Consider the following 14,025-nt stretch of genomic DNA (forward strand, 5'->3'; position numbering starts at 1 on the left):
AGTAGTCAGCGGCTCAGCCATAGATTTTGGAGCTACTACGCAAACGCTGACCCCTTAATGATCCCAAACTAGGGCGCAAATCTATTTTTTTTAGGAGCTGGAATAGATACTTGGCTCAGGCCGGCTCCGGTGCGATCTACGCGCTTCGGCGGATGTCGTAGATTAAGGGTGCACAACTAAACGGTATTGTGAAATAATTCCTCCGGTTTAGGTTCAACCTTCGACAGGACAATTTGGGAGAAGCATATGTCGGCGATCGCATCAATTCATGGTCGAGAAATTTTAGACTCTCGGGGCAATCCGACCGTCGAAGTCGACGTCGTGCTGGAGGACAAGAGCAAGGGACGGGCTGCCGTTCCCTCCGGTGCATCAACAGGGATTCGGGAAGCATTGGAATTACGCGACGGGGATGCCAAACGCTACGGCGGCAAGGGTGTACTCAAGGCGGTCAAAACCGTTAATACCACCATTGCTGAAGCCTTAAAAGGCATGGATGCCACCGATCAGACCGCTATCGACAAGAAAATGCTGGAGTTGGACGGTACCGAGTACAAGAAAAACTTGGGAGCCAATGCCATTCTGGGGGTTTCTATGGCGATCGCTCGGGCCGCTGCTGAGTCTAAAGGGCTGCCCCTCTATCGCTACCTCGGCGGCGAGGAGGCCACGCTGCTGCCGGTACCCTGCTTCAACATCTTGAATGGCGGTGCCCATGCCGACAACAGCGTGGACTTTCAGGAATACATGATCGCCCCTGTGGGTGCCCCTTCCTTCTCCATGGCGATGCAGATGGGAGCCGAGGTGTATCACGCCCTGAAATCCATCCTCAAGGGCAAGGGCTACAGCACCGGCATCGGTGACGAAGGCGGTTTCGCCCCCAACCTGAAATCCAATGTGGAAGCTCTGGATGTGATCATGGAAGGGATTACCAAGGCAGGGCTAAAGCCGGGTGATGAGATTGCGATCGCCCTCGACCCCGCTACCAGCGAGTTGTATCGCAAAGAGCAGGGCAACTACCTGTTCTGGAAGTCGGATCAGTCTCGCAAGAGCTCAGAGGAAATGATTCAGCTCTGGGAAGGTTGGATTAACCAGTATCCGATCTTCTCCATTGAAGACGGTCTGGGCGAAGAGGACTGGGATGGCTGGAAGGAGTTGACCAAGCGCCTCGGCAGCCGTATTCAACTGGTAGGCGATGATGCCTTTGTGACCAACCCCAGCATTATTAAGCAGGCGATCGCCGATGGTGTGGGTAACTCGACCCTGGTGAAGGTCAACCAGATCGGCTCTATCACTGAGACCCTGGATGCCATCAAGCTCTCTCGCGAAGGCGGTTACACCTTCATGGTGAGCCACCGCTCTGGTGAAACCCCCGACGATTTCATTGCGGATTTAGCGGTAGCCACGCGCGCAGGCCAGATTAAAACCGGTGCACCCTGCCGGGGCGAACGCCTGTCCAAGTACAACCAACTGCTCCGCATCGAAGAAGAGCTGGGTGACAAGGCCACCTATGCTGGCAAGTCTGTGGTGAAGTAGGAACGCTTCCCTCAGATAGGCAAACCGCAGTCGCGTCCTAACACGTCCCTTAGAGATTGTTTTTGGTTCCCCCAAACGCATTCTCCAAGGGTCTTTAAATTGGTTACTGGTTGGTGGTTGTGAGAGGGACTTAGCGCCCCTCTCACAACCATCGCGCATTTAGAAACACAACCTCCATCAAAGCCATTTGCCGTGCGGGTACTCTATTCCATGCATTAGTAAAAGGAAAGTGGAAAGCGTCGCCCCTTTGGGAAAATAGAAAGCCTTGGGACGAAAATGACGCCAATGGCTGGCTGCATAAATGCCGACGAAAGGCAGCTTCACCTATTGCATGGTTTTCCTTCCAAGGTAGCTACACACTGACGAAACACCTTTGTAATTGGGATTATTGAGGATGGCTGAGAACCTCAGAAGTCAGGCAATCACCCAGGGGATTCAACGTAGCCCCAACCGGGCGATGCTACGCGCCGTTGGGTTTACCGACGATGACTTTACAAAACCCATCGTGGGCATTGCCAGTGCCCACAGCACCATCACCCCTTGCAATATGGGAATTGCCCCTCTCGCCATTCAGGCCGAATCGGGTGTACGAGCCGCAGGTGGGATGCCACAAACCTTTGGCACGATTACCGTCAGCGATGGCATCTCCATGGGCACCGAGGGGATGAAATACTCCCTCGTGTCGCGAGATGTGATTGCCGACTCAATTGAGACCGCCTGCAACGCTCAGAGTATGGATGGCGTGCTGGCGATCGGTGGCTGCGACAAAAATATGCCCGGTGCCATGATCGCTATGGCCCGAATGAATATCCCTGCCATTTTCGTCTACGGTGGCACCATCAAGCCAGGCCACCTGGACGGCACAGACTTGACGGTGGTGAGTTCCTTCGAGGCCGTGGGGCAATATAGCGCGGGCCGCATTGAAGAATCGATGCTATACGCCATCGAGCGCAGCGCTTGCCCAGGGGCAGGATCTTGCGGCGGCATGTATACGGCCAACACGATGTCGTCGGCGTTTGAGGCCATGGGAATGAGCCTGATGTACTCTTCCACCATGGCAGCAGAAGACCCAGAGAAGGCCGAGAATACATTGCTGGCTGGAAAAGCGCTGGTAGAAGCCATCCGCGCCGATCGCCGCCCACGTGACATTATTACTCGCCAGTCTATTGAGAATGCGATCTCAGTGATTATGGCCGTGGGTGGTTCGACTAATGCCGTGCTGCACTTCTTGGCGATCGCCCACTCCGCTGGTGTTCCCCTCACACTGGACGATTTTGAAACCATCCGGGCTCGCGTTCCTGTTCTCTGCGATCTAAAACCCTCGGGCCGCTATGTCGCTACTGACCTGCACCGTGCCGGCGGCATTCCCCAGGTGATGAAAATGTTGCTGGTTCACGGTCTACTTCATGAAGACTGTATTACCATCACCGGGCAAACCGTTGGCGAACTCCTCCAGGATATTCCTGCAGAACCCCGTGCTGATCAGGATGTGATTCGTCCCTGGGATAACCCCATGTATCGGGAAGGCCATCTGGGTATCCTCAAGGGCAACCTGGCGACGGAAGGGGCTGTTGCCAAGCTGACTGGGGTAAAGCTGCGGCAGATTACTGGTCCAGCCCGAGTTTATGAGTCTGAAGAAGACTGCCTGAAAGCAATTTTGGCGAACCAGATTCATGCAGGCGATGTGATTGTCATCCGCTACGAAGGCCCTAGGGGCGGCCCCGGCATGCGGGAAATGCTGGCTCCCACTTCTGCCATTATTGGCGCGGGTTTGGGGGATTCTGTTGGGCTGATCACCGATGGCCGCTTCTCAGGGGGCACGTATGGTATGGTGGTCGGCCATGTTGCGCCTGAAGCCTATGTTGGGGGCACCATCGCTCTGGTAGAGGAAGGCGACTCAATCACGATTGATGCAGATAATCGCTTGCTGCAACTTAACGTGTCCGATGAGGAGTTAGCCCAACGGCGATCGCAGTGGCAACCTCCGGCCCCCCGCTATACCCGTGGTGTTCTGGCCAAGTATGCCAGCCTCGTTTCCTCCAGCAGTTTGGGCGCTGTGACGGATCTCAACGTGAAGCTGTAGAAAACTGAGGACAACACAGACACCGGGTGTTTTTGAGAAACACCCGGTGTCTCTATATCTGGGCTAATTGGGCAACCACCTGGAGTAGGTGCGTTGGGTCGATGGGTTTTGAAATGTGCATTTGGAATCCGGCCGTCAAAGCTTTTTGGCGATCGCCTCCCCGCACATAGGCCGTAATAGCCGCCGCTGGAATGTTGCCGCCCAACTCTGGAGGTAATGCCCGAATTTGACGGATCAGGGCGTACCCATCCTCATCGGGCATCCCAATATCGCTGAGCAGGATGTGTGGTCTATCTCGATGCATGGCTTGCAGAGCTTCCTGAGCGGAATTGGCAGAGATGGCGATCGCCCCGGCCTGCTCCAAAGCGACCACCAGAAACTCTCGCGTGTCCTTCTCGTCGTCCACCACCAACACTTTCAAACCCTTCAAGGAGTTGGGATGAGCCGTTAAAAATGGCCCCAGGGTATGTTCTTCCCCTTCCAACCGGGCATCTGGCAACAACGGCAATTCCACGATAAATGTGGCTCCCTGCCCTTCCCCAGCACTGGTTACAGAGACGTTGCCCCCGTGCAACTCCACCAGATTGCGCACAATCGCCAGTCCTAAACCCAGCCCACCATGATTACGGGTGGTCGTCGCATCAGCCTGCCGGAAGCGATCGAATACAAAGGGCAGAAACTCAGCGTTGATACCCTTTCCCGTATCCATGACCTGAATACGGGCATAGGTTTGATGGGTTGCCAACCTTACCTCGACCTGACCGCCTGTTGGGGTAAACTTCACCGCATTCGATAGCAAGTTCCAAACAACCTGCTGAAGCCGTTCAGAATCGCCAGAAACAGGGCCTGTATTCCAATCCAAATGAGTTATCAGTTGAATTGATTTGGCTTCAGCCGTAGGGCGAATCGTATCGAGAGCCGCCTGGACAATGGTTGCCAGATTGAGGGGCCGTAGGGTCAGACGGACTTGTCCCCGAATAATCCGCGAAATATCGAGCAGATCTTCGATCAGTTGGGTCTGGGCCTGGGCATTACGCTCGATCGAGGCCAGGGCTTGCTCCGTTTTCTCAGGGCTGAGGCTGCGGGTACGAAGCAGTTGTGACCAACCGAGAATGCCGTTGAGGGGCGATCGCAACTCATGAGACACAATCGCCAGAAATTCATCTTTCATGCGGCTAGCAGATTCGGCCTGCTTACGCGCTTCCTGTTCCCGCAGCAACAGTTCCGTTCTCACCCGTTCGATACGTTTCCGCTCCCGAAAGTCACGAGTCACCGTTGCCAGGGAGGCTGGCTGCCCGGTGATGGGATCACGAATCACAAACAAATTGTAGAAAACAGGGATCAGTTCACCCGTCCCAAAGTGTTTAAATTGCAGTTCTCCCTGCCAACTTCCATACTGTAAAACAGTGGATAAAATAACATCCTGAATCCATTCACGATCTACATCTGCAAAATAGTCAAGAAATGGAATTCCAGCATCAAACCTTGTATCGGTTAAACCGACCAAATCCATTCCTGCTTTATTCAGAAATGTAAGATTACCGTTTAAATCTGCAATCCCAATAAAGTCTGTACTGTTTTCGACAATAGATGCAAGTTGCCGATTTTGGGCTTCCGCCAGCCTTCTTTCTGTAATGTCTGTATAGGTTCCCAACATCCGCAACGGTTGCCCCTGTTCATCCCAGGAAACGATCTTACCGACGGACAAAATCCACTTCCACTCGCCCGTTTGGGTGCGCTGCCGAAACTCAGCCCGGTATTCATCTCGACTTCCGGCTACATAGTCCTGATAAATCTGGTCGGCATGTTCTCGATCATCGGGGTGAAGGCGATCGCGCCAGTTTGCTTCGTTCTCCACAAACGTGTTTGGATCGTAACCCAACATTTGGGCGTATTCAGAACTGACGATGACGACCCCAGTTTGAACATTAAAGTCGTACAAACCCTGGTTCGCGGCATACAGAGTTAAACGCAGCCGTTCTTCACTCTCTTGAAGCGCAACTTCCGCTTGTTTACGTTCGCTAATATCTGTCAGGTTACCGACCATCCGCACCGCCTGCCCTGCATCATCTCGCAGCAACAGCCCCTGGTCGTGAATATAGACATAATGACCACTGCGATGGCGCATGCGATATTCCAGTGAGTAGCGCTGGGCTTTGTCGTCCCCCTGCGGGCTACCCGCTAAAATATCCGTCATTTGCTGCTGCACCCGAGCTTGATCTTGAGGGTGAATCAGCCGCCACCACCAGTCATAGGTAGGCTCTACCTCCTCGGGCATGAAGCCTAGCATGGAGTACAGCCCTTCAGTTCGCTCAACCCGTTTTTGCACACAGTTCCAGTCGTAAATCGTAGCGCTGAGGGCGGCAACCGCTAACTGAAACCGTTCATTGGCTTGGCTGAGGGCCAACTCCGCTTGCTTGCGTTCACTAATATCGCGGCTCACGGTGGCATAGGCAATAGGCCGCCCTGTTTGAGAATCTCGCACCTGTTGCGCATTAACGAGCATTGGAATCAATTGCCCATTCTGCAAATGGCGCAACTGCAATTCTCCTTGCCAGCGTTCTTGAGCACTCAGTTGGGGTAGAACAACTCTTTCAATATAGGGGCGATCGCTTTCCTGAAAGCAGTCCAGAATATGGGTTTGCTTCACGGCGTCTGGACTCTCCAAACCAATGAACCGTCGTCCTGCCGCATTCACAAACGTCATTTGCCCTTCTAACGTGGCAAGGGCAATAAAATCCGTACTACTTTCAATTAAGGAAATAAGCTGATGTCGCTCTGCTTCTGCTTGCCGTCGTTCCGTTGTGTCTTCTGCACTCCCTAAAATTTGCGTTGCTTCTCCCAGGGCATCACGCGCAAAGACCATCTCACGACAATGGAGCCAGCGCCATTCGCCATTGGCATGACGAATGCGATAATCAACCTCACTAATTTCGCCATTTTTTAGATGGTGAAAGCGATCGCGAGCTTGTAGAGCAACGGTCAGATCTTCGGGGTGAAGTAATGCAGGCAACACATTTTCCCCCATCTCCTGCACCTCTTCGGGGGTGTATCCCAGAATCTGAACAATCTGGCGGTTGACATAAATATTCCGCTGATGAATCAGATCATGAACGTACAAAACCTGTGGGATAGTATCTGTGACCTGCTGCACCAGGTGATGACTATCCCGCATCACCTGAATCAAGCGCTCGTTCAAGTGGGCACGCGTTTCAGATTCCGCACGTTTAACCCGTTCTACCGCCAATGCGGCGTAGGTCGTTTCCCGTTCTGTAATGGTTACCCCAATGACCAGAGTCACCACGGTTTGCAGGAGCAGACTCAACTTATGGGTATGCAGTAATTGTGGGTCAACGGGGAATATGGGCTGAGCGATCGCATTGGGATACACCATCAGATAGCTAACCAATGTCACCAGGACAGTAAAGCTCGCCGTCAAAACTCCGCCCCATACACCAAAGCGAGCTACTGCCCATACCAGTGGCAAAACTCCCAACAATGAGAGCTGCAAGGTCTCAAAAACATCCGTCTGAGTGGTGCTGACGGTCAGTATGGCAAAGAAACAAACCAGTACCAGAATTAACCCAACTTCCAGACGGCGGGGATGAACAAACAGGTAAGGAATGCGACCATAGCGATGGAAGAAAGGGAGACGCTGCGTTGGCTGAGTATAGTTCAGAGACAACAGCCCTAATGGAGTAATGGCCATTGTGCCCAGGGCATTGCCCAACCACCAATGGCCAATGGCGGCCTCCAACTGCTCAGGCGCAATACGGCCCAACATCGCCTGGGTCAAGCACCCCACCAGGGCTGATGTGAAGCATGCCGCCAGGGGCACACTCACCAGAAATAGAAGCACATCGCGCAACCGTTGCAAGGCAAGCGGTCCCCGAAACCAGTAGCAATACAGTAACCATGCCACCAGAGGCTCCAGGGCATCCAGGCCACCCACCCACCGGCTCCAGCCATCACTTCCCCACAGGGGCGCCATGAATACCGAAACCACCCCCGCCAAAACAGCACCAATTGGGCCCTGCCAGAGGGTTAGGGCGATCGCCACGCCAGAAGGTGGAAACCACAAAGATACGGCTGGTTGAACCCGAAACAGCAACGCCATTCCGTGAGCCAGCACGAGAGCCAGCAGGCTCAGGGCAATTCGATACACAATAGGTAAGGGAATAAATCTAAAAATTATTGATTCAGACCGCATATATCGAAGGCCGGGTATATGTCCCTGAAACCTGGCTTTAGATATAGGCCATGGGCAAACAACCTATGCCAATGGACGAAGATCTACTCACCCAAAGTAATAGTAGATCCAAAACTTCAACGCTTCGATCTGCCCAGAGGTAGAGCTTTCTTTCTTTTATTCCTTTTACAAAGTAAGGTCAGCTCAACTGAATTAATTATGGCTCCCTACTGAGGAGATTTCTGGGAAACAATATCCCCATTATTTGGAAAAAAGGCGCGGCTTCGCCACGCCTTTTTTCCAAATAATGGGGAAGTTCTTATCTGGAAATCTCCTGAGGAATGCAAATTGAATAAAATTCCGATTTTTGTGGGAGGCTTAGCGAAGCCGCACCTTACGCAAAATTAGGATTTTACCAAACCTTAAAACCCTATTTTTTGTGTATTGCTCGTACGACAAATAGACCTCTAGGGTTTGGAGCAAGATTTGAGTCTATCTATTTTGGATCGAGAGCTTAATTACAGATTTATTTATTTGCATTCTCCTAAACCAATGTGGTAGGTATTCCATAGAAAATTTGGATAATGCATTTCTACCGTTATCCCAATATATTTCTGTCGTGTTTTAGTCGTTTCTAGTAACCCCCCAAGAGATACCATGCAACAAGGTTTCCCCGGTCGATCGCTACTTCTAAAAACACTCTCAACGGCACTACTGGCTATCGGTATGGGGTTACCTGCCCTGGCAGAACCAGCGCGGGTTGTCGGCAGCAGCCCTGGCTCACAAGTCAATATACGAACAGAACCCTCCCTCAATGCACCCAGTCCCAGTTATGGGTTGGTGGGCGATCGCGTCGAAGTGCTGACACGAGCCAATGCCGCCGATGGCTTCCTCTGGTACTACGTCAGCTTCCCCTCTGGCGTACGGGGCTGGATTCGGAGCGACTTCATTCAACTGGAAACCGCAACAACACCAACGCCAACACCAGGAACAGCACCCGCCACAACACCAACACCAGCACCCGGTCGCTGGGCTCATACGTATGTCTGTGGTGCCTACACCGTAACGCTGACGGAAACAGGCCGCGACCAGTACTCCTACAGCTCCCGGAGCAGCGAGGGTAACCTTAACCTCTCCAACGGTCAGCGGATCGGCAGTGGCTACTCCTGGAATTACGAATTTGTCAACGCCAATACCGTCTACGTGCTGGAAGACGCCTGGGATTCTAGCAGTGCTCCCGGTGGTTTCGCTGAATTACGGGTTTTTCAGAATGGGAACCCCGTCCTGCGACAAAACTGCAGCAAGTAAGACCCGACTCGAAAACCGAAAGCCTAGTTTGGGGAGTGAGCCGTGCGTATGTACGGCTCACTCCCCAAACTAGTACGCTGAGGCGGAAATCCATCACCTATATTTTTGTGTAGGGTGCTTCGCACCCTACACAAAAACATAGTTTGCGAACTTAGGCCGCAGCCTACTAGGCTTTCGGATAGCCCCTCAAGTGACGCCTATCGTGGGAAGCCCTAAACTGAGGAACGTAGAAAACAACACGGACCATGGCAGAAGACTATATCTGGATTGTGACAGACTCCATGCCAGTCGAGATACAACGAGGCGATACTCCACGCAGCCCAACCGGGGAAGATGTGGTGCGATCGCCCAAAATTGCCAGTCGCCCGGGTATTCCCATCCCAGCCAATAAGCTGGAGCAAGGCATGGCCGAGTTCCTAAACACCATGGGACGGGTGTTGAAGCACGCTCAAGAACGAGCTCAGGATATGGGGGGCATGGAGCTGGAAGAAGTCGAACTCTCGGTAGAAGTGAATGCTGAGGGCCAGTTGAGCCTACTCGGGTCGGGAGCATCCCTCGGTGGAAGCAGTGCTATTACCCTGCGATTCAGAAAGGTTTCCAATGCTTCTTAAGCTCAGTTTGGGATAAGCTGAAGTGCTCATTTTGGTGTGCGCTTTGCGCACACCAAAATGAGCGTTTTCGAGTGCCGCGCGTTGCGCGGCACTCGAAAACGCCTTTAACCCGAACTCAGGTTTCTTAAGCTGGAAAATGCTGTGAAGGAAGCCTTGTAGGGTAAAGGGGATGGGGTGTGGAAGCAAAGTCATGCATCCCTTGCTTCCACACCCTGTCTCTAGAGTACGTTTTAAGGCAGACCCCAGGCTTGAAATATACGCAAAGCCTGAGCGCTTAAGGAATTCAGGCTTTTTGGATGAACACCTCTAAAAACTTTATTAAGAGATTCATATTAACCATTACTCCTCAGATTGGGAACGAACTTTCATAAAGAGTTGATGAATTTAGTCTGTGTACGCCAGCGCCAAGGGATAAGTTATTCGAACATATTGCATGACATTATCTGAGAATTAATACGGATGAGGATTGCCACTTAGATCCGGTTGCCCACAGGCTTGTTTCTTTGGTTTTACCGAATCATCAGCGGCAAGATGTAGCAACTTGTGAAATCAGGAGACACTACATCGGCATCAGGGGCGGGCTTTGGCCTCGGCGTTTACCTGCTCGGGTATAGCACCCGTCTAACCATGCAAATCCTTAAATGAGGGTACAGACGAATCGTTCGGAGCTGGAGTTTTTGTTCTTATGCTTATTCTTGTTACAAATACCAACGACAGTGGGGCAGGTTCGTTACGGCAGGCGATCGCCGATGCAAATAACTCCACCGAGCAGGACACCATTCTTTTTTCAGGCTCGGTTTTTAGTGATGCCAGTGCCGATACCATCACTCTAACCAGCGGGGAGCTGGTGCTCACAGACTCCAATACCACCGTAATCAGCACTCAGGGAGTAGGCGCTCCCGTTACCATTTCTGGCAATAGTGCAGCGTTCAGTCGCCTGTTTAGCGTCGCGGCTGGAGCCAGCGCTGAGCTGGACGGCCTGACCTTGAGCAATGGCCGCACCACCTCCGGAGGCGGAGGGGCCGTGCGCAACGAGGGTACGCTACAGATTAGCAACAGCACCCTGAGCAACAACCGAGCCCTTACAAGTGGAGGGGCGATCGAAAACGTTGGGACCCTCACCGTTGTCAATAGCACCCTCCAGGGCAACGTAGCTACCAGCAGTGGAGGGGGCATTGCCAATAGTGGCACCCTGTACCTGATTAATAGCACGCTTCAGGGAAACCGGGCCGGGGCGGGAGGTGGCCTGGTCACCTCGGCTGCAGCAGCGGGGGGCACCTCGGAAGCCTTTGTATTGAACTCTACCCTTTCCGGCAATACGGCTGTGTTTACGGGTGGTGGCATTCAAAACAACGGCGGTACCATACAGGTGCTCAACGCGACCCTGACCGCTAACACCGCTCCGAATAATCAGGGTTCGGGCCTCTTCAACGCGGCTGGGGCTACCCTCACCACCGTAGGCAACACGATTATCTCCGGCAACACCTCGGGAACGGCCGTTGATGTGGCGGCAGCCGGGGCAACGCTGACCAGCCTGGGCGGCAATTTGATTGGCACCACCAATGCAGCAGCAGCGGTATTTACTCAAACGGGCGATCGCCCCAACATCACGAACCCTGGGCTGATAGCCCTGACCAATAACGGCGGCTCCACCGCAACCTATGCCCTCCTGGGTACAAGCCCGGCTGTAAACGGTGGTCTTAGCAGCAACATCCCCCGGGATGTGGCCGACTTAGACAGGGATGGCAATCGCACAGAACTCTTACCGTTTGACCAGCGGGGCAGTATCCGCACCAACGGCGGTATTGTGGATATTGGCGCCTTTGAGTTTGCGTTTCCGGGCTTATCCATCAGCGCCGAGCAGGTAAGCCAGAATGAAGGGAATAGTGGAGTCACCACGTTTGTCTACACCCTGACCCTTTCCCAGGCGGCTGTGTTACCCGTAGACATCACCCTGGGTATTACTGGCGGAACAGCTGACCCTGCCACCGATCTAATCTTTACCCCTACCGCCACGATTGCGGCTGGCAGTACGAGCACCCAGGTGATTGTTCAGGTGGCCGGAGATACCACTATCGAGCCCAATGAAACCTTTAGCTACACCATTCTGGGCGCGACCAACGCCAACATTAATCCAGCCACAAGCTCGGTGACGGGAACCATTGTTAATGATGACCTCCCGACGCTGAGTTTGACTCCTGGTAATCTGACCCTGATCGAAGGTAACAATGGTTTAACGGCCTATCAGTTTACTCTCACCCTCTCAGAACCAGCGACCCAAGACATCGTCGTTAATCTGGGAATTACGGGAGGGACAGCGTCGCTCGGGTCTGACATTAATAGTTTGAGCTCAACGGTGACGATTCTGGCGGGGCAGACGACGGCTCAGGCCATCGTGAATGTCATTGGAGACACCCTGATCGAGCCGAACGAAACCTTTGTCTACAGTATTACTGGCACCTCGGGTGGCAGCGTCCTGGTGACGGGGGGAAGCGCTACAGGCATTATCAACAATGACGATGCACTCACCAATGGCAGCATCAGTGGCATCAAGTTCAACGACCTCGACCGTGATGGGGTACTCGATGTTGGAGAACCCGGCCTGTCAGACTGGACCATTTATCTCGATATCAATGACAATGGCCTGTTAGATGCTGGAGAGGTTTCAACCCTAACAGGCAGCGATGGCAGCTACCAATTCATAGATTTAACTCCCGGCTTTTATACCGTGCGGGAGGTGCCGATGCCGGGTTTTACTCAAACCACTCCCAACTCTGGATTAACCCAGGTTGAGGGTGGCTTCAGTACAGAGGTTAATTTTGGCAGTGCCGCACAGATTGTCACGACCGTTGTGGCGGCCGATGATGTGGCCACGACCCTGAGAGGAGAGCCCATCACGATCGATGTGCTGGCTAATGACAGCAGTCCGCTGGCGATCGCCATCCTCACGTCCCCTCTCAATGGCACTGTTGTACTGAACAACAACGGCACCCCCAATAACTACACCGACGATCGCCTTCAGTACACCCCCCTCCCTCAATTCTCCGGTGAGGATTCCTTTACCTACAGCATCACCGATGCAGCCGGCAATACAGATACAGCCACCGTTACCGTCACGGTGTTGGGAGGCATCCTCACCGGCAACGAGCTGGACAATAACATCGTTGGTAGTAACTATGACGATGTGCTGGACGGTGCGGGAGGCAACGATACTCTGGTTGGGGTCGCCGGGAACGATACCTTTACCGGTGGCACCGGGGCTGACCGAATCGTGATTGCCGTGGATACCCCTGGGGCAGCCGTTGTGCGCGACTTTGTTGGGGTCGGTCGTGGAAGCCAGTTTCAGGGTAATGCAAGCCAGGTCGATACGCTGCAATTTACGGGAGCCGGGGCGATCGCCCAGAACCTCCTGGCTGAGCAGGTAGGCAGCGACGTTGTGCTGCGGTTTGAGGGACGTGCTGCAACCCAGGTGACCCTGCAAAACTTTCTGCTTGAAAATTTGGAGAATCTATCCCAAAGTACCGGTTCCAATGTAAACCTGGGCAATATTTTGTTCCAAAATCAGACCGCTAACCTGGACAGCTTTGATGTTTTCAACGCCGACGCCACGCTCAGCCGCATCTGGAACCGGAATACGGTGACGTTTCTGAATGGCTTAAACAACAACACGTCTGGGCTTGATAACTCAAACGACGTGATTAATGCCCAGGGCGGAAATGACACTATCAACGGGCTCAGCGGCAACGATTTGCTGCGAGGCGAGGCAGGCAATGACAGCCTCGTTGGGGGTACAGGGGATGACACCCTCAGTGGCGGCGCTGGCGATGACGCCCTCAGTGGTGGCGCTGGCAGCGACATCTTCGCGTTCCGCTCGGAGATACCCTTTGCCGCCACAAACTTCGGGGTCGATACCGTGACGGATTTTGTGAGGGGAAGCGATCGCATCGGTCTATCTCGCACTGCATTCACGGCACTCACCAGCGTCATCGGCGGATCGCTGAGTGCGGCAGAATTCGCGACGGTAACGACGGCCGCCGCCGCTGCAGCCAGCTCGGCAATTTTCGTGTATAACACCAGCAACGGCGTGTTATCCTACAATGCAAACGCTACAGACGGTGGTTTTGGCGATGGAGGGGCGATCGCTATCTTGAGCAATCGGCCCGCCCTTGCAGCGACCGACTTTCGAGTAGTGGCGTAGGTTCTTATCCAACTAAAGTACAAGGGGGCAATACTGCCCCCTTGTTTTTTTATAGCGCTACGCACCTAGAAGCAGACAGTTTAGTGGTGAAAAGCCGGTGGAACAC

At 53.4% G+C, this 14,025-nt stretch carries 6 protein-coding genes; 5 read left to right on the forward strand and 1 reads right to left on the reverse strand.

What is annotated here, in order from left to right; translation table 11 throughout:
- Positions 1-246 precede the first annotated feature (246 nt).
- Together eno and ilvD are read left to right on the forward strand one after the other, a co-directional pair.
- Positions 247-1,530 carry a phosphopyruvate hydratase gene (gene eno / locus NDI52_RS05365; protein ID WP_190772920.1) on the forward strand — a complete coding sequence of 428 codons (1,284 nt, stop codon included), beginning with the start codon at positions 247-249 and terminating at the stop codon, positions 1,528-1,530.
- 394 nt (positions 1,531-1,924) lie between these two features.
- On the forward strand, positions 1,925-3,613 hold the full coding sequence (gene ilvD / locus NDI52_RS05370) for a dihydroxy-acid dehydratase (protein ID WP_190772921.1): 1,689 nt from the start codon (positions 1,925-1,927) through the stop codon (positions 3,611-3,613).
- A gap of 52 nt (positions 3,614-3,665) precedes the next feature.
- Here the strand turns inward: ilvD and NDI52_RS05375 are convergent, their stop codons facing one another.
- On the reverse strand, positions 3,666-7,778 hold the full coding sequence (locus NDI52_RS05375; protein WP_190772922.1) for a PAS domain-containing protein: 4,113 nt from the start codon (positions 7,776-7,778) through the stop codon (positions 3,666-3,668).
- Between the two features lie 681 nt (positions 7,779-8,459).
- Between NDI52_RS05375 and NDI52_RS05380 the strand changes: the two genes are divergently transcribed.
- The 3 genes from NDI52_RS05380 (at position 8,460) to NDI52_RS05390 (ending at position 13,919) form a co-directional block, all read left to right on the forward strand.
- Positions 8,460-9,110, forward strand: a complete 651-nt coding sequence (locus NDI52_RS05380; RefSeq protein ID WP_190772923.1) for an SH3 domain-containing protein — start codon at positions 8,460-8,462, stop codon at positions 9,108-9,110.
- Positions 9,111-9,355: 245 nt separating this feature from the next.
- On the forward strand, positions 9,356-9,721 hold the full coding sequence (locus tag NDI52_RS05385; protein ID WP_190772924.1) for a hypothetical protein: 366 nt from the start codon (positions 9,356-9,358) through the stop codon (positions 9,719-9,721).
- Positions 9,722-10,406: 685 nt separating this feature from the next.
- Complete coding sequence (locus tag NDI52_RS05390; protein WP_190772925.1) at positions 10,407-13,919, forward strand: choice-of-anchor Q domain-containing protein; 3,513 nt, start codon at positions 10,407-10,409, stop codon at positions 13,917-13,919.
- Positions 13,920-14,025: the final 106 nt, after the last annotated feature.

Origin of the sequence: Leptolyngbya sp. PL-A3 (assembly GCF_039962325.1) — a bacterium.
Lineage (GTDB): Bacteria > Cyanobacteriota > Cyanobacteriia > Elainellales > Elainellaceae > Vacuolonema.

Excerpts from the sequence above, each read along its gene's own strand:
- NDI52_RS05385 (WP_190772924.1), top strand. The coding sequence starts at position 9,356 with ATGGCAGAAGACTATATCTGGATTGTGACAGACTCCATGCCAGTCGAG.
- eno (WP_190772920.1), top strand. The coding sequence starts at position 247 with ATGTCGGCGATCGCATCAATTCATGGTCGAGAAATTTTAGACTCTCGG.
- ilvD (WP_190772921.1), top strand. The coding sequence starts at position 1,925 with ATGGCTGAGAACCTCAGAAGTCAGGCAATCACCCAGGGGATTCAACGT.
- NDI52_RS05380 (WP_190772923.1), top strand. The coding sequence starts at position 8,460 with ATGCAACAAGGTTTCCCCGGTCGATCGCTACTTCTAAAAACACTCTCA.
- NDI52_RS05390 (WP_190772925.1), top strand. The coding sequence starts at position 10,407 with ATGCTTATTCTTGTTACAAATACCAACGACAGTGGGGCAGGTTCGTTA.